Annotated in this window: 17 protein-coding genes and 2 pseudogenes; 3 read left to right on the forward strand and 16 right to left on the reverse strand. The window is 67.8% G+C overall.

Going from position 1 to position 14,814, the window contains the following annotated elements; genetic code table 11:
- Positions 1 to 119: 119 nt before the first annotated feature.
- The 5 genes from CDN99_RS04190 to petA all read right to left on the reverse strand — a co-directional run bounded on the left by CDN99_RS04190 (position 120) and on the right by petA (position 4,275).
- Positions 120 to 659: a ClpXP protease specificity-enhancing factor gene (locus CDN99_RS04190; protein ID WP_088382808.1), complete on the reverse strand. Its 540-nt coding sequence runs from the start codon at positions 657 to 659 to the stop codon at positions 120 to 122.
- A 14-nt stretch (positions 660 to 673) separates the two neighbouring features.
- Positions 674 to 1,291: a glutathione S-transferase N-terminal domain-containing protein gene (locus CDN99_RS04195; protein ID WP_088382809.1), complete on the reverse strand. Its 618-nt coding sequence runs from the start codon at positions 1,289 to 1,291 to the stop codon at positions 674 to 676.
- Between the two features lie 154 nt (positions 1,292 to 1,445).
- Complete coding sequence (locus CDN99_RS04200) at positions 1,446 to 2,228, reverse strand: cytochrome c1 (RefSeq protein ID WP_088382810.1); 783 nt, start codon at positions 2,226 to 2,228, stop codon at positions 1,446 to 1,448.
- Between the two features lie 26 nt (positions 2,229 to 2,254).
- The gene (locus CDN99_RS04205; RefSeq protein WP_088382811.1) at positions 2,255 to 3,655 is read right to left on the reverse strand and encodes a cytochrome b; all 1,401 of its coding nucleotides are present in this window, start codon (positions 3,653 to 3,655) and stop codon (positions 2,255 to 2,257) included.
- A 20-nt stretch (positions 3,656 to 3,675) separates the two neighbouring features.
- Positions 3,676 to 4,275, reverse strand: coding sequence for a ubiquinol-cytochrome c reductase iron-sulfur subunit (petA, locus tag CDN99_RS04210; protein WP_088382812.1), 600 nt, complete (start codon positions 4,273 to 4,275; stop codon positions 3,676 to 3,678).
- Between the two features lie 220 nt (positions 4,276 to 4,495).
- Between petA and mscL the strand changes: the two genes are divergently transcribed.
- Positions 4,496 to 4,942 (forward strand): large conductance mechanosensitive channel protein MscL, encoded by a 447-nt coding sequence (mscL, locus tag CDN99_RS04215; protein WP_088382813.1) that lies wholly within the window; start codon positions 4,496 to 4,498, stop codon positions 4,940 to 4,942.
- Between the two features lie 118 nt (positions 4,943 to 5,060).
- The gene (locus tag CDN99_RS04220; protein WP_238139348.1) at positions 5,061 to 7,490 is read left to right on the forward strand and encodes a DUF1631 family protein; all 2,430 of its coding nucleotides are present in this window, start codon (positions 5,061 to 5,063) and stop codon (positions 7,488 to 7,490) included.
- Positions 7,491 to 7,559: 69 nt separating this feature from the next.
- Here CDN99_RS04220 and CDN99_RS04225 read toward each other — a convergent pair whose 3' ends face one another.
- From CDN99_RS04225 to CDN99_RS04235, 3 genes are all read right to left on the reverse strand, one after another.
- Complete coding sequence (locus CDN99_RS04225; protein WP_158218748.1) at positions 7,560 to 8,213, reverse strand: energy transducer TonB; 654 nt, start codon at positions 8,211 to 8,213, stop codon at positions 7,560 to 7,562.
- A 195-nt stretch (positions 8,214 to 8,408) separates the two neighbouring features.
- Positions 8,409 to 9,422 (reverse strand): 4-hydroxythreonine-4-phosphate dehydrogenase PdxA, encoded by a 1,014-nt coding sequence (pdxA, locus tag CDN99_RS04230; protein ID WP_238139349.1) that lies wholly within the window; start codon positions 9,420 to 9,422, stop codon positions 8,409 to 8,411.
- 41 nt (positions 9,423 to 9,463) lie between these two features.
- Entirely contained in the window at positions 9,464 to 10,216 is a 753-nt protein-coding gene (locus tag CDN99_RS04235) for a Nif3-like dinuclear metal center hexameric protein (RefSeq protein ID WP_088382817.1), read from the reverse strand.
- A gap of 13 nt (positions 10,217 to 10,229) precedes the next feature.
- On the opposite strand from CDN99_RS04235, the gene CDN99_RS04240 reads away from it, so the two are divergent.
- Entirely contained in the window at positions 10,230 to 11,396 is a 1,167-nt protein-coding gene (locus CDN99_RS04240; protein WP_088382819.1) for a S1C family serine protease, read from the forward strand.
- A gap of 86 nt (positions 11,397 to 11,482) precedes the next feature.
- Here CDN99_RS04240 and tatC read toward each other — a convergent pair whose 3' ends face one another.
- From tatC to hisI, 8 genes and pseudogenes are all read right to left on the reverse strand, one after another.
- Positions 11,483 to 12,289 carry a twin-arginine translocase subunit TatC gene (gene tatC, locus CDN99_RS04245; protein ID WP_088382821.1) on the reverse strand — a complete coding sequence of 269 codons (807 nt, stop codon included), beginning with the start codon at positions 12,287 to 12,289 and terminating at the stop codon, positions 11,483 to 11,485.
- Positions 12,289 to 12,444, reverse strand: a pseudogene (gene tatB / locus CDN99_RS29705) (Sec-independent protein translocase protein TatB); the annotation flags it as partial. The gene tatC and the pseudogene tatB (CDN99_RS29705), both read right to left, overlap by 1 nt.
- 125 nt (positions 12,445 to 12,569) lie before the next feature.
- Positions 12,570 to 12,771 (reverse strand): annotated as a pseudogene (gene tatB / locus CDN99_RS29710) (Sec-independent protein translocase protein TatB); the annotation flags it as partial.
- 11 nt (positions 12,772 to 12,782) lie between these two features.
- Positions 12,783 to 13,010 carry a Sec-independent protein translocase subunit TatA gene (gene tatA, locus CDN99_RS04255; RefSeq protein WP_088382825.1) on the reverse strand — a complete coding sequence of 76 codons (228 nt, stop codon included), beginning with the start codon at positions 13,008 to 13,010 and terminating at the stop codon, positions 12,783 to 12,785.
- 146 nt (positions 13,011 to 13,156) lie between these two features.
- Complete coding sequence (locus CDN99_RS04260; protein WP_088382827.1) at positions 13,157 to 13,504, reverse strand: histidine triad nucleotide-binding protein; 348 nt, start codon at positions 13,502 to 13,504, stop codon at positions 13,157 to 13,159.
- Between the two features lie 54 nt (positions 13,505 to 13,558).
- Positions 13,559 to 13,981, reverse strand: a complete 423-nt coding sequence (locus tag CDN99_RS04265; RefSeq protein WP_088382829.1) for a DUF4870 family protein — start codon at positions 13,979 to 13,981, stop codon at positions 13,559 to 13,561.
- Entirely contained in the window at positions 13,978 to 14,349 is a 372-nt protein-coding gene (locus tag CDN99_RS04270; protein ID WP_088383402.1) for a phosphoribosyl-ATP diphosphatase, read from the reverse strand. The genes CDN99_RS04265 and CDN99_RS04270 overlap by 4 nt, the downstream gene beginning before the upstream one ends.
- A 61-nt stretch (positions 14,350 to 14,410) precedes the next feature.
- The gene (hisI, locus tag CDN99_RS04275) at positions 14,411 to 14,803 is read right to left on the reverse strand and encodes a phosphoribosyl-AMP cyclohydrolase (protein ID WP_088382831.1); all 393 of its coding nucleotides are present in this window, start codon (positions 14,801 to 14,803) and stop codon (positions 14,411 to 14,413) included.
- Positions 14,804 to 14,814: the final 11 nt, after the last annotated feature.

Genomic DNA, 14,814 nt, shown 5'->3' on the forward strand with positions numbered 1-14,814 from the left:
GCCGCAATGATTGCGGCGCGGCTGCATTCTAGACGCAGCGACGGCACGTCTGGAGCGAAAACCGTCGCGCACCCCCTCGCCTGGACGGGGCGGCGCGCCGGCTCGCGCCTGGCGTCACCTCACTTGATGCGCTTCAACGCCGGACGGCCGCCCGACGGGCTGGTGCCCGGATCGTCGTCGTCCGGAGACGTCGACGCGCCGGATGCGGCCGCGGGATCGGCCTTGGGCGGTTGCTCGTCGCTGGCCGCGTCCGACGACGCCAGCCGCAGACCGCGCGACGCGCCCGGCGCCGGGCGCTGAGCCGCGGCCGAGTCGTCCGGCGTGGGCGGCGGGAAGGCCATGCCCTGGCCGTTCTCGCGCGCATAGATCGCCACCACGTGATCGACCGGCACGATGATCTCGCGCGCCACGCCGCCGAACCGAGCCTTGAACTGGATCAGTTCATTGCCCAGGTCCAGGTTACTCGTGGCGTCGAAACCGACGTTGAGCACGATCTCGTTGTTGCTCACGTACTCCATCGGCACCTGTACCGTGCGGTCCACATGCACCGCGACATAGGGCGTGAAGCCGTTGTCGGTGCACCACTCGTGCAGGGCGCGGATCAGATACGGCCGCGTCGAGCTGGCGGCGATGGCGCCGCCGTCCTTGCTGTCATCCATAGCGACGCAGTGTATTACTTGCGCATCACCTTCTCGGACGGCGTCAGCGCCTCGATGTAGGCCGGACGCGAGAAGATCCGCTCGGCGTACTTCAGCAGCGGCACGGCGTTCTTCGACATGTCGATGCCGTAATAGTCCAGGCGCCACAGCAGCGGCGCGATCGCGACGTCGAGCATCGAGAAATCGTCGCCCAGCATGTACTTGTTCTTCAAGAAGATGGGCGCCAGCTGCGTCAGGCGGTCGCGGATCTGCGAGCGGGCCTTCTCCAGTTGCTTCTCCGTCGGCTTGACGGCCTGGCCGCGGTTCTCCAGCACGTTGACGTGGGCGAACAGCTCCTTCTCGAAGTTGAACAGGAACAGGCGCACGCGGGCACGGGCGACCGGGTCTCCGGGCATCAGCTGCGGATGCGGGAAGCGCTCGTCGATGTACTCGTTGATGATGTGCGACTCGTACAGGATGAGGTCACGTTCCACCAGGATGGGGACCTCGTTGTACGGGTTCATCAGCGCGATGTCTTCGGGCTTGGCGAACAAGTCGACATCGCGGATCTCGAAGTCCATGCCCTTCTCGAACAGCACAAATCGGCAACGGTGCGAATAGGGGCAAGTGGTTCCGGAATAAAGCACCATCATGGCAGTGGACTCCTGATCGAAGCCTCGCGGCTTCCTCGTTATCTGACAAGCCAGCCAACGCCGGCGCAGTCAAGGACCAAACAAATGACAACGCAGTGGGGGCCTCCTCGGCGCCCCACTGCGCATGGGTCCGGCCAGGGCCGGACCTTCGGATTTACTTGACGTCCTTCCAGTAGGAAGCGTTCAAGCGCCAGGCGAACACAGTGAACCCCAGCAGGAACAGCACCACGATGATGCCGAGCCGGAATCGCAGACCTTGCGCCGGCTCGCCCATCCATTGAAGGTAGGCGACCAGGTCGGCGACGGTCTCGTCATACTGCTGCGGTGTCATCGTTCCGGGCGTGACCTGTTCGAAGCCCTTGAAGACATGCGCGACCTTGGCGGGGTCGTGCGGGTCTTTTTCTTCCTCGAACCTGGCGGTGCGGACGCCCTGGAGCTCCCACAGCACATGCGGCATGGCCACGCTGGGGAAGGCGAGATTATTCCATCCCGTGGCCTTCGTTTCGTCGCGGTAGTATTTTCGCAGGTAGGTATAGAGGTAATCCGCCCCCGTTCCCTTGCTGCCGTCGGCCCTGGATCGCGCGATCACGGTCAGGTCCGGCGGCAGCGCGCCGAACCAGTCCTTGGCCTGTTTCGGGTCCAGCGAGACCTTCATCGTCTCGCCCACCTTCTCTCCGGCGAACAGCAGATTGCCCTTGATCTGGTCGTCGGTCAGGCCGATGTCCTTCAGCCGGTTGTAGCGCATGAAACTGGCGCTGTGGCAGTTCAGGCAGTAGTTGACGAAGATCTTGGCGCCGTGCTGCAGCGCGGCCAGATCGTTCATCTTCTCGACGGGGAAGCGATCCCACTCGATGCCGCCCTCGGACGCGGACGCCGTCGACATCAGACCCGTGCCCAGGCACATGGACGTCAGCAGCGTGGCGATGATTTTCTTCATTCGTTCGACTCCGTGACGTTGGCGGTTCAATGCGGATGGAAGGTGACGCGGTCGGGTACGGGCTTGAAGGTGCCCATGCGGCTCCACCACGGCATCAGCAGGAAGAAGCCGAAGTAGAACAGCGTGCCCACCTGCGACACGAGCGTGCCCGCGTCCGACGGCGGCTTGATGCCGAGGTAACCCAGCGCCAGGAACACGACGACGAAGATGCCGTACAGGTACTTGTGCCAGTTGGGGCGATAGCGAATCGACTTGACCGGGCTGTGATCCAGCCAGGGCAGGAAGAACAGGATGATCACCGCCCCGCCCATCACGACCACGCCCCAGAACTTGGCGTCGAAGGTCTTGAGCAGCGCGATGCCCACCAGCGCCAGCACCACCGTCGCGATCTTGCCCTTGGCCGAGAACGCGCCGCGCAGCACCGTCAGCACCGCCGCGGCCGCCACGACCACGCACAACACCGTGACCATCACGTCGGTGGTGGCGCGCAGCATCGAGTAGAACGGCGTGAAGTACCAGACCGGCGCGATGTGCGGCGGTGTCTTCAGCGGGTCGGCGGGGATGAAGTTGTTGTACTCCAGGAAGTAGCCGCCCAGCTCCGGCGCGAAGAAGATGATCGCGGTGAAGGCCATCAGGAACAGGCCGACGCCGAACAGGTCGTGCACCGTGTAATACGGATGGAACGGGATGCCGTCGAGCGGCCGGCCCTGCGCGTCCTTCTTCGCCTTGATCTCGACGCCGTCCGGATTGTTCGAGCCCACCTCGTGCAGCGCGATGATGTGCGCCACCACCAGACCCAGCAGCACCAGCGGCACCGCGATCACGTGGAAGCTGAAGAAGCGGTTCAGCGTCGCGTCGCCGACGACGTAGTCGCCGCGGATCAGCAGCGCCAGGTCCGGTCCGACGAAGGGCACGGCGGCGAACAGGTTCACGATCACCTGCGCGCCCCAGTACGACATCTGGCCCCACGGCAGCAGGTAGCCCATGAAGGCTTCCGCCATCAGGCACAGGAAGATCGCGCAGCCGAAGACCCAGACCAGCTCGCGCGGCTTGCGGTACGAGCCGTACAGCAGCCCGCGGAACATGTGCAGGTAGACCACGACGAAGAACGCCGAGGCGCCCGTCGAGTGCATGTATCGGATCAGCCAGCCCCAGGGGACGTCCCGCATGATGTACTCGACCGACGCGAACGCGAGCGCCGAGTCGGGCTTGTAATGCATCACCAGGAAGATGCCGGTGACGATCTGGATCACCAGCACCAGCAGGGCCAACGAGCCGAAGATGTACCACCAGTTGAAGTTCTTCGGAGCGTAATACTCCGACATGTGCTCCTTGTACATCTTGGACGCCGGGAACCGGTTGTCCACCCAGGTGAGGAGTTTGACGCCCATCGGAGCGCCGGCGGGTGCTTCCTTGAATTCAGCCATGTCGTCTGCCTCGCTCCGGGTTAGGCCTGCTGCTTGTCTTCACCGATCAACAGCTTGGTGTCCGACAGGTATGTGTAGGGGGGGACTTCGAGGTTGTCCGGCGCGGGCTTGTTCTTGAAGACACGGCCCGCCATGTCGAAGGTCGAGCCGTGGCAGGGGCACAGGAAGCCGCCATGCCAGTTGTCCGGCAGCGAGGCCTGCGGCCCCGGCTGGAACTTGTCGCTCGGCGAGCAACCCAGGTGGGAGCAGATGCCCACGACCACCAGGTACTCCGGCTTCAGCGAGCGCCACTCGTTCTTGGCGTACCCGGGGATCGGGAAGGCCTTGCGGTCGGAGTTGGGGTCCGCCAGGTCCGCGTCGTTGGACTTGAGCGCGTCGAGCTGCTCCTTGGTCCGGCGCACGATCCAGACGGGCTTGCCCCGCCATTCGACAGTCATCTTCTGGCCGGGAGACAAGGCACCGATATCGACTTCCACGGCTGCGCCAGCGGCCTTGGCGCGCTCGGACGGCGCAAAGGTGCTGACGAACGGGACGGCGGTGGCCACGCCGCCTACTGCTCCCGCGCAGCTGGTCGCGATCAGCCAGGTGCGCTTGCCTTGATCCACTTGTTGGTCACTCATGAGGGTCCTTACAGGGAACTTCTGATCTGGGGCAACCAAAGATTCTAGGTGTGAAAGAACCGTGCCGCCCCTAGGCGCTCTACCGATGTGCAGCGTCGCACCAAGTTGACATTTCTCTTGGCGCGAACCCCGTTAGGATGCTTGGCCGGTGGCGGAGGGCCACCCGGGAAAGCGCTTGGTAGTGGGCGCCTTCGCACATCTGAAGCACAAGGAGCAAGCGATGGGTTTTCTGACCGAATTCCGTGAGTTCGCCGTCAAGGGCAACGTGATGGACCTCGCCGTCGGGGTGATCATCGGCGGCGCGTTCGGCAAGATCGTCGACTCGGTGGTCAAGGACTTGATCATGCCGATCGTGGGCAAGGTGGTCGGCGGTCTGGACTTCAGCAACTACTTCGTGATGCTCTCGGACCCGCCGGCCAACTACGCCGGTCCGATGACCTACGAGGCCCTGAGCAAGGCGGGCGTGCCGCTGTTCGCTTACGGCAGCTTCCTGACGGTGCTGCTGAACTTCATCATCCTGGCGCTGATCATCTTCGTGATGATCAAGCAGGTGAACCGCCTCAAGCGCGAGGCCCCGGCCGCCGCGCCGGCCGAGCCGCCCCCGACTCCCGAGGACATCCAGCTGCTGCGCGAGATCCGAGACTCGCTCAGGCGTGACAAAGCGTAAAGGCGCCGTCAATCGTCAGCTTTTGCTCGAATGACGGGCGGGGCCCGCCCAAATGGGGGGTGGGTTCCGCCGATACTTGCGATGTGGTGTGGTCGCCACATGTGTGCCTGATGCCTCGATGAACCGTCTCAACCCCCACGTCGACGTGGCGCTGCAACGCGTGCGCACGGCGGTGGAACAAGCCGCCGAGCGCGGCGCCGAAGGTCTCGGTCTCGCCGCACTGTCCGCCGGACAGGCCAAGCGGCGGGATGCGCTGCTGTCCGCGCAATTCATCTTCCGCAAGCATCAGGCGCTGTTCTCGCAGCGCTTCGACCAGTCCATGCGCCAGCAGGCGCTGGAGGTGCCCGGCGCCCCGGCCTCGGCCACGGCGTCGCCCTCGTCTTCCCCCACGTCCGCCCGTCCGTCGACCAAGGCCGCGCAGTGGGACCAGCTCTCGCTGATGGACGACGAGCAGGTGAACGCGCTGGTCGCCACCGACCGCATCGGCCTGGCGCTCGGCCACCAGAGCGAATGGGAGCTGCGCGAGGTCAACGCCTACATGGGCGACATCCCCGGCATCGCCGACGACCGCCACCCGCTGCGGCCGCAAGCCATCGCGCAGGCCTTGCTGGAAGGCGTCAACGCCGTCAGCGACGATCCCGAGACGCGTCAGATCCTGATCGACGAACTCACCCGCGCGCTCGCGCTCGAGATGCGCGCCTGTTATGCCGACATCGCCGGCCTGTTCCGCAGCCGCGGTCTGCGCCCGCAAGACCTGCGCGTGCGGGGCGCGGATGGCTCGCGGGGTCAGTCCTTGCGCGGCGGCTCCAGCACGTCCGGCGTGCCGCTGCACGACAGCCGGTACGCGACACTGCCCGGCGCGTTGCATGGCCCGGGCGGCTCGCAGCACGGCCCCGGCGGCTACGGCGGCAGCCGCGCGGGCGGCCTGCACAGCGTGGCGGGCGGATTCCAGGGCAGCGGCCAGGGCGGCTATGGCGGCGGCGCCGTCGATCCGCAGTTGATGGACTTGCTGCGCCGGCTGGCGCAAAGCCCGTCCGGCGGCTTCGGCGGCCCGACCACCGGTGGTGGCGCGCTCGCCACGAACAGCCAGTGGCAGGGCTGGGACGGCGATCCCGGCGTCGGTTATGTCGACGGCCCGATCGTGCTGCCGCCCAACCTGATCCACCTGCACCGCGACGAACTGCGCCAGGCCGCCAGCGGCTCGCTCGATCACATGGTGATCGACGTCGTCGCGGGGCTGTTCGACCAGATCCTGTCCGACGCCAAGCTGCCGCCGCTGATGGCGCAGCAGATCGCCCGGCTGCAGTTGCCGGTGCTGCGCGCAGCGCTGGGCGACCGCTCCTTCTTCTCGTCGCGGCGCCATCCGGTGCGGCGGCTGGTCAACCGCATCGCCTCGCTGGCGGCGGCCTACGACGATTTCACCGACGACCCCGGCAAGTCCTTCCTCGCGCTGGTGCGCGAACTGGTGCAGGACGTCGTCAGCGGCGATTTCGACCGCATGGACCTGTACGAGTCCAAGCTGGGCCAGCTCGAGCACTTCATCGGCGAGCAGACCGCGCAGACGCTCAAGGCGCAAGGCGACACCGCCGCGCTGCTGGAGCGCAAGGAGACCGAGCTGCGGCTGCAGCAGCGCTACATGCAGCAGCTGCAGCAGGCGATGGCCAACGTGGAGATGCGCGAGTTCCTGCGCGAGTTCCTCACCCGCACCTGGAGCGAGGTGCTGGTCCACGCGTCGCGCCATCCGGACCTGGACGCGGCGCTGGTCGACCGCCTGCGCAACATGGGCCGCGACTTGGTGCTGTCGGTCCAGCCCAAGACGACGCCGCAGCAGCGCCAGGCCTTCCTGGCCTCGCTGCCGGTGCTGATGCGCACGCTCAACGAAGGCCTGGACCTGGTCCGGTGGCCGGAGCCGGAGCGCAAGAAGTTCTTCGCCGAGCTGCTGCCCGCGCACGCCGAATCGCTGAAGGGCCAGGCGCTCAGCCCGCTCGAATACAACCTGCTGGCCAAGCAGCTGGAGTCGGTCTTCGGCATGGCGCCCCCGCGCGAGCAGGACCTGCCCGCGCCGAACGCCGCCACGCTGGACCTGGACCTGTCCGAGCGCCTGTCCGCCGACGAGGCCAAGCGCCTGGGCCTGGTCGAGGACGCGCACGTCGACTGGGACGGCCAGATCGACATCGATCTCGGCGCCGACGAGCAGCGCCCGCTGCAGGCGGTGGACATCAGCATCGACGGCCTGCCCGCCGCCGAGGAAGCGCCCGCGCCGGCCACCGGCGAGCTGCTGATCGACCATGTGCAACTGGGCACCGCCTACCAGATGCACCGCGACGGCGAATGGACCAAGGTGCGATTGGCCCACATCAGCGGCAGCCGCAGCTTCTTCATCTTCACCCACGGCCAGCGCCACCAGCAGACGCTGACGATGACCGCGCGCATGCTGCGCAAGCTCTGCGAGGCCGGGCGCCTGCGCGCGTACGAGCATGCCGATCTGCTGGAGCGGGCCACCGCCCGCGCGCGCCAGCAGCTCGCCGCCCTGGGCGCGAAGGCCTGAAAGGACTTCGGCCACCCGAGGGTGGCCGAAACATCGTCGAACCGGGGCGCACGCCCCTCCCGACCGGAATCAGAGCTTGCGCGGCTCGCGGAAGTCGACCGGCATGTTGTCGGCGGTTTTCATCCGCATCAGCACGACGTACTCGCCCTCGACCGGCTTCCCGTTCACTTCCTGCGGCCGGAAGCGCCATCCTTCCATTGACGCGCGACCATAGCGGCGCAGGGACTCGGGCATGCCGGCCGGCATCTCGACGGACATCTGCACGCAGGTGCCATCGGTGCCGACGCGGCAAATCATCTTGAGCTCCCCTTCCCAGCCCGCCCTGTTGGCATCCTTGGGATAGGACGCGTAGTACTGCCTGGTCTGGATGGGCAGGACCTCCATCGAGGTGATGCCGACCGTCCCCTTCTCCTTGTCCACCTTCAGCCCCAGGCGCACGCCGCTGCGGAAGGTGGCGTTCTGGCCGTTCTCCTGGTGCGGCGGGATCTTGGCCTGCTTCAACCGCGCGCTCATCTGCGCCCAGAAGGCGGCCGGCTGCGAGGCCTCGTCGATGGGCGTGACCTCCTTGGCCTGGCCGTTCTCGTCGAACAGCACGTCGAACCAGACGCTCATCGGCTCGTGCACCTGCTGCGCGGAGGCGACGGGCACCCAACCGAACTGGAGCGCGCCGGCCAGCGCCAGCAACGCGAGGCGGCCGGACCGCGCAATCTTCGAGACAGACATGATTCCCCCTATGGGCGTTGGCTTTTGACCGGTGCCGATACCTGCCGGCGCCGTGTCGTGGCGAGAATTATCTGCGTGTCTCGCCGCGCTTGCCACCCTGGCCCGCCCCCCCATGACGAGGGACATGCTCCCGCCGGGGCACGCTGCGCGCCAAGCGTCACGTCGGGGCCGACGCCGCGCGTCCTCCGCAGCCGTTCAGGCCGACATCGCCCGCGCCATGCGGATCGCCGCAGCCATGCTGGCGGGGTCGGCCCGGCCGGTGCCGGCGATGTCGAAGGCGGTGCCGTGATCCGGGCTGGTACGCACCAGCGGCAGCCCCAACGTCACGTTGACGCCCTGCTCCACGCCGAGGTACTTCACCGGGATCAGACCCTGGTCATGCGTCATCGCGACGACGACATCGAACTCGCCCGGATGCGCCGGCGGCGCGTGGCGCGCGCGCATGAACACGGTGTCCGGCGCGAACGGGCCGTGCGCGTCGATGCCCAGCGTGCGGGCCTGCGCGATGGCCGGCGCGATGTGCTGGATCTCCTCGTCGCCGAACAGGCCGCCCTCCCCGGCATGCGGATTCAGGCCGGCGATGGCGATGCGCGGCGCGGCGATGCCGGCGCGCTTCAAAGCGGCGTCGGCGATGCGCAAGGTCTGCAGCACGCGGCCGGCGGTGATCTGGTCGACCGCCTGGCGCAGCGACACATGGATGGTCACCAGCACGACGCGCAGTTCGTCATTGGCCAGCATCATGCGCACCGGCGGCAGTTGCCCCTGCGCGTCGGCGCACAGCGCCTGCAGCAGCTCGGTATGGCCGGGATGGTCGACGCCGCCGGCATGCAGCGCCTCCTTGTGGATGGGCGCGGTCACCAGCGCGCGGGAGCGCCCGGCCTGCTGCTCATGGACCGCCGCGACGATGCAACGCGCCGCCGCCGCGCCGGCCCCGGCGCTGACCCGGCCGAGCGGCTGGGCGAGCAGCCCCGCGGGCAATCCCGGCGGCTGCCACACGGGCAGGCAGTCCGGCGGCGCGATGTCGTCCGACCGCGCCAGCAGCGCCACCGGCAGGTCCAGGCCCATGAAGCGCAACGCGCGCCGGTAGACGCCGACATCGCCGACCAGCCGCAGATCGGTGCCACGATCCTTCGCCCAGGCGGCCACGGCGATCTCCGGACCGATGCCGCAGGCGTCGCCCATCGTCAGCAGGATCGGGGAGGAAGGCATGGGGTTCTCGGCGTTCGTGGAGCCGGCGGGATGGCGCGGGCTCATGCGGGATTGGGGATGTCGATGAAGCCGTACCGCAGGCCGAGCTGCTCCGCCACGGTCTGGCCCAACGCCTGCACGCCGTAGCGCTCGGTCGCGTGATGGCCGGCGGCGATGAACGCGACGCCGGTCTCGGCGGCGTAATGCGCCTGCGGTTCGGAGATCTCGCCGGTGATGAAAACGTCGGCCCCCGCGGCGATGGCGGCCTCGAAGTAGCCCTGCGCGCCACCGGTGCACCATGCGACGCGCTTCAGCGGCCGACCGTCGCCGGCCGCCCGCACGGTCGCGCGACCGAGCCTCGTCTCCACATGCGCCGCCAGTCCGTCCAGCGACACCAGCCCCGCGGGCAGCGTGCCGATGCTCCCCAGGTCCTGTTCGCCGAAACGACCGTCGGCCGCCCAGCCCAGGTGCCGCGCCAACTGCGCGTTGTTGCCCAGCTCCGCATGCGCGTCCAGCGGCAGGTGATAGGCGAACAGGTTGATCTCGTGCGCTAGCAACCGCGACAGGCGCTGCTTCATCCAGCCGACGACGCGACCATCCTGGCCGCGCCAGAACAGGCCATGGTGAACCAGAATCGCGTCGGCGCCGGCCTCGATCGCCGCGTCGATCAGCGCCAGGCTGGCGGTGACCCCGCAGACCAGGTGGCGGATCGTGTCGCGGCCCTCGACCTGCAGACCGTTCGGCCCATAATCCTTGAAGCGCGTGGGCTCCAGCGTGGCGGCGAGCAGCCGCTCCAGCTCCGTGCGATGTGCCATGACAGGATCTCGTTTGCGTCAAACCTGGCTGATTTTCTCCCAGGCCACCACCGTGGCGCTGGCTGCTTATTTCGTCGTCGCGACGATGAAGCCGGAATGGCTGCATCACGCGCCCACCGTGCTGGCAACACTGCCCGCCGCCGTCGGCGCGCCGCCGCGGGCCGCCGTGCAGTTCAGCTTCGCCGCCGCGGCGCAGGCGGCCTCGCCGGCGGTGGTCGCGGTGCTGGCCAACAAGCCGGCGCCCACCCAGCGCGAGATCGAAGCCGACCCCTGGCTGCGCTTCCATTTCGGCAAGCGGCTGCCTCAGCAGCAGCAACGCCCGCAAACCGGCCTGGGCTCGGGCGTGATCGTCTCGCCCGAAGGTTACGTGCTGACCAACAACCATGTCGTGTCCGGCGCCACCGAGATCCGCGTGCAACTCGCCGACGGCCGCGACACCGAGGCCAAGCTGGTCGGCACCGATCCCGAGACCGACCTCGCGGTGCTGCGCATCACGCTGCCGGCGCCACTGCCGGTCATCCACCCCGGCAAGGCCGGCGAGCTGCAGGTCGGCGACGTGGTGCTGGCGATCGGCAATCCGTTCAACGTCGGCCAGACGGTGACCTCGGGCATCGTCAGCGCGCTGGGGCGCACGCAGCTCGGCCTGAGCACCTTCGAGAACTTCATCCAGACCGACGCCGCCATCAACCCCGGCAACTCCGGTGGCGCGCTGGTGGACGTGCAGGGCCGGCTGGTCGGCATCAACACCGCGATCTACTCGCGCACCGGCGGCGGCAGCCTGGGCATCGGCTTCGCGATCCCGGTGGACTCGGCCTACCAGGTGCTGGAAGCGCTGGTGAAGGACGGCAAGGTCTCGCGCGGCTGGCTGGGCGTGATCACCGGGGACGTCAATTCCGACGTCGTCGACACGCTCAAGCTCAGCGTCGATCACGGCGTGCTGGTGAAGGAAGTCTTCAAGGCGAGCCCGGCCGCGAAGGCGGGGCTGGAGGCCGGCGACGTCGTCACCGACGTCGGTGGTCACCCGGTGCGCTCGCCGCGGGAACTGGTCAACGTCGTCGCCGCGCTGAAGCCGGAGAGCAGGACCGTCATCGCCGTGCAACGCGGCAAGGAATCCCTCAGGCTGCCGCTGCAGGTCGGCCTGCGCCAGCCGCAGCCGGCGGAGGACGCGGTCCCGGAGTGACGCCGGGGCCCGCGTGCCCTCGCCCATGAAAAACGCCGCCCGAGGGCGGCGATTTTCATGGCGGCGGCGTCATCGGCGCGGCGCCGTCAGGGCGTGGTGCCGCCACGCTTCTCCGCCTCGGCCTGCGCCTCGGCATCCGGCGACCGCGTGTAGCGGGCGAAGGCATTGGCGGCCCAGAGACCCACCTCGTACAGCAGGCACATCGGAATCGCGAGCGCGAGCTGCGAGACGATGTCCGGCGGCGTGATCACCGCCGCGATGACGAAGGCCAGCACGATGAAGTAGCCGCGAAACTGCTTAAGCTGCGTCACCGTCACCAGGCCCATCCGCGCCAGCACCACCACCACCACCGGCACCTCGAAGGCGGCGCCGAAGGCGATGAACATGTTCATCACGAAGCCCAGGTAGGCCTCGATGTCTGGCGCGGCGGTGATGCTCTTCGGCGCGAAGCTCTGGATGAAGGTGAAGACCTTGCCGAACACGAAGAAGTAGCAGAACGCCACGCCCGAGAAGAACAGCAAGGTGCTGGAGACCACCAGCGGCATCACCAGCCGCTTCTCGTGCGAGTACAGGCCCGGCGCCACGAACGCCCAGACCTGGTACAGCACCACCGGCAGCGCCAGCAGGAAGGCGGCCAGCAGCGTGATCTTGAGCGGGACGAGGAACGGCGACAGCACGTTCGTCGCGATCATCGAGGACCCCTGCGGCAGGTGCGACACCAGCGGCACCGCCAGCAGGTCGAACAGGCCGCCGGGACCGGGCCAGAAGCACAGCAGCCCGAACGCCACGCCGACGGCCAGCATCGCCCGGATCAACCGGTCGCGCAGCTCCATCAGGTGGGACACGAAGGGCTGTTCGGTGCCGGCCAGTTCGTCTTCTTTGGGGCTGCTCATTAGGCTCGGCCTGGGGGACGGAAGCGGGCCACGCGGGCCGCGCCGGATTGGGCATGGCGACGCACGCCCTGCCGCTGCTTGTACCAGACCGGCGTCGCGCCGCGCTTGACGCGCCAGTTCTTCTTCGGGTGCGCGTAGACGGGCACCGGGCCGGACGCGCCGCCGATCGTGCCGTCCGGCGCCGTGCCGTCGATGGACAGGTCGGACCAGGTCGACTGCAGGGACTGGCTCGCCGAGTCCATCTCCTGCCTGACGCTCGAATGCACGTCGCTGACGGCGGTCTCGAACTGGCCCTTCATCTTCTGGAGTTCTTCCAGCTCGATGGACCGGTTCACCTCCGCCTTCACGTCGGACACGTAGCGCTGCGCCTTGCCCAGCAGATGGCCCACCGTCCGCGCGACGCGCGGCAGGCGCTCAGGGCCGAGCACGACCAGCGCGACCGCGCCGATCAGGGCCAGCTTGTCGAAGCCGAAATCGACCATGCCCGTCGCGCTCAGCGATGGGTCTTGGCGTCGACGTCAACCGTGTTCGGGTCGGCGGCCTTGTTGGTGTTCGCGACCTGCTGCGGCGGCGCGTCGGTCGAGCCGTCCTTCATGCCGTCCTTGAAGCCCTTCACCGCGGCGCCGAGGTCGCCGCCCACGTTGCGCAGCTTCTTGGTGCCGAAGACGGCGATCACGACGACCAGCACGATCAGCCAATGCCAGATGCTCAAACTACCCATGACGTTCTCCTGAGAGGAATCCGAAATTCTACGGTCCGCAGATGACAGGCATCGTGGCGATCTACGCCATCCCTTGCCCGCAGTAGCGGCTTACCGGCCAGACGCCGCCCGATGGGCGAACGACGCCAGCCACGTGGGGCCGATCCTCAGCCCTTCAACCAGGGGCGCGGCCCCCCGATCGCATGCATGTGAAGGTGGAAGACTTCCTGGCCGCCGTCCGCCCCCGTGTTGACCAGCGTGCGGAAGCCGTTGGTGACGCCCAGCTCCTTCATCAGCCGCGGCGCCAGCACCGTCATCTTGCCCATCAGCGCGGCATGTTCCGGGCCCAGGTCCACCATGCTGGCGATGTGCAGCTTGGGGATCAGCAGGATGTGCACCGGCGCCCACGGGTGGATGTCATGGAAGGCCAGCACGTCGTCGTCCTCGTAGACCTTGCGGGACGGAATCTGGCCCTGGACGATCTTGCAGAAGAGGCAGTTGGGGTCGTGGCTCATGGTGACGCGAGGCGGAGGACGTTCAGGATCGGAAAAGACGCGCGCGGACGTTCGTCATACCGGCATCGGCCGGCGGTCGTTCATCGCCAGCCAGCCGCGCACGATGCGGTACAGGAACCAGATCGAGATCGCGCACCAGGCGATCCAGCCCGGCAGCACGAACAGGAACCACAGCGGGATCGTGACGATGTACAGGATGCCGCACCACAGCACGCTGCGCAGCCGCCACGAGAAATGGCTGGCCTGCCAGGTGCCGGCGGCGTCGTCGCGCTTCACCAGGTCGACGATGACCGCCACGATCAGCAACACGATGCTGGCCTGCACGCCGGGCAGCAAGGCGCCGATGGCGACGATGGCGTGCAGCACGTAGCTGATCACGCCGATCGTGCGCAGGCTGGCCTCGCGCTCCGGGTCCAGCAGCACGGTCGGCCGGCTGTCGACGCTCGGATCGACGCGGGGATCGGCGGAATCGGTCATGCACCCTCCTTCGTGCCCCTGCGGGCGAATTCCTCGAGGCCGGACAGCCCCTCGCGGCGGGCCAGCTCGGCCAGCACGCGCTCGGGACGGACATCGAGCGCGGCCAGCGCCACGATCGAGTGGAACCACAGATCGGCGACCTCGTAGACCAGCTTCTGCGGGTCGCCGTCCTTGGCGGCGATGACGACCTCGGTGGCCTCCTCGCCGACCTTCTTGAGAATCTGGTCCAGGCCCTTGGCGAACAGCTTGGCGACGTAACTCTTGTCCGGATCGCCCTCGGCGCGACGCCGTGCCACGATCTCCCCCAGATGGGCCAGCACGTCGTCACCGGACGGCGCGACGGAGGCCGTGGCCGAAGCCGGCGGCATGGCGGAGGAATCGGACGATGGCACGGTCTGGCGCTCGCTCATGGTGTCTGGACGCGGATCTTCAGGGCTTGTAGATGCTGGCCGGGTCCTTCAGGACCGGCTCGACGCTCGTCCACTGCCCGTCCTGCAGCTTCTGGAAGAAGCAGCTGTGGCGGCCGGTGTGGCAGGCGATGCCGGGCTCGTGGCCGTGCTGGGTGATGGTCAGCAGCACGACGTCGTTGTCGCAGTCCAGGCGGATGCCGTGGACCTGCTGCACGTGGCCGGACTCCTCGCCCTTGTGCCAGAGCTTCTGGCGCGAGCGGCTCCAGTACACGGCCTCGCCCAGCGCCGCGGTGCGGGCCAGCGCGTCGCGATTCATCCACGCGAACATGAGGATGTCGCCGGAGCCTTGCTCCTGGGCGATGACGGGCACCAGCCCGTCGCGGTCCCACTTGATCTGATCCAGCCAGTCCATCGCGGCAGTGT

The sequence above is a fragment of the Roseateles aquatilis genome, from assembly GCF_002205645.1.
Taxonomy (GTDB): Bacteria; Pseudomonadota; Gammaproteobacteria; order Burkholderiales; family Burkholderiaceae_C; genus Roseateles; species Roseateles aquatilis.

Bases quoted from the DNA above. Each gene is read 5' to 3' on its own strand.
- CDN99_RS04260 (WP_088382827.1), bottom strand. From the start codon at position 13,504: ATGAGCCACGACCCCAACTGCCTCTTCTGCAAGATCGTCCAGGGCCAG.
- CDN99_RS04200 (WP_088382810.1), bottom strand. From the start codon at position 2,228: ATGAAGAAAATCATCGCCACGCTGCTGACGTCCATGTGCCTGGGCACG.
- CDN99_RS04195 (WP_088382809.1), bottom strand. From the start codon at position 1,291: ATGATGGTGCTTTATTCCGGAACCACTTGCCCCTATTCGCACCGTTGC.
- CDN99_RS04270 (WP_088383402.1), bottom strand. From the start codon at position 14,349: ATGCCGCCGGCTTCGGCCACGGCCTCCGTCGCGCCGTCCGGTGACGAC.
- CDN99_RS04190 (WP_088382808.1), bottom strand. From the start codon at position 659: ATGGATGACAGCAAGGACGGCGGCGCCATCGCCGCCAGCTCGACGCGG.
- CDN99_RS04235 (WP_088382817.1), bottom strand. From the start codon at position 10,216: ATGGCACATCGCACGGAGCTGGAGCGGCTGCTCGCCGCCACGCTGGAG.
- petA (WP_088382812.1), bottom strand. From the start codon at position 4,275: ATGAGTGACCAACAAGTGGATCAAGGCAAGCGCACCTGGCTGATCGCG.
- CDN99_RS04205 (WP_088382811.1), bottom strand. From the start codon at position 3,655: ATGGCTGAATTCAAGGAAGCACCCGCCGGCGCTCCGATGGGCGTCAAA.
- tatA (WP_088382825.1), bottom strand. From the start codon at position 13,010: ATGGGTAGTTTGAGCATCTGGCATTGGCTGATCGTGCTGGTCGTCGTG.
- CDN99_RS04265 (WP_088382829.1), bottom strand. From the start codon at position 13,981: ATGACCGATTCCGCCGATCCCCGCGTCGATCCGAGCGTCGACAGCCGG.
- pdxA (WP_238139349.1), bottom strand. From the start codon at position 9,422: ATGCCTTCCTCCCCGATCCTGCTGACGATGGGCGACGCCTGCGGCATC.
- tatC (WP_088382821.1), bottom strand. From the start codon at position 12,289: ATGAGCAGCCCCAAAGAAGACGAACTGGCCGGCACCGAACAGCCCTTC.
- CDN99_RS04225 (WP_158218748.1), bottom strand. From the start codon at position 8,213: ATGTCTGTCTCGAAGATTGCGCGGTCCGGCCGCCTCGCGTTGCTGGCG.
- mscL (WP_088382813.1), top strand. From the start codon at position 4,496: ATGGGTTTTCTGACCGAATTCCGTGAGTTCGCCGTCAAGGGCAACGTG.
- CDN99_RS04220 (WP_238139348.1), top strand. From the start codon at position 5,061: ATGAACCGTCTCAACCCCCACGTCGACGTGGCGCTGCAACGCGTGCGC.
- hisI (WP_088382831.1), bottom strand. From the start codon at position 14,803: ATGGACTGGCTGGATCAGATCAAGTGGGACCGCGACGGGCTGGTGCCC.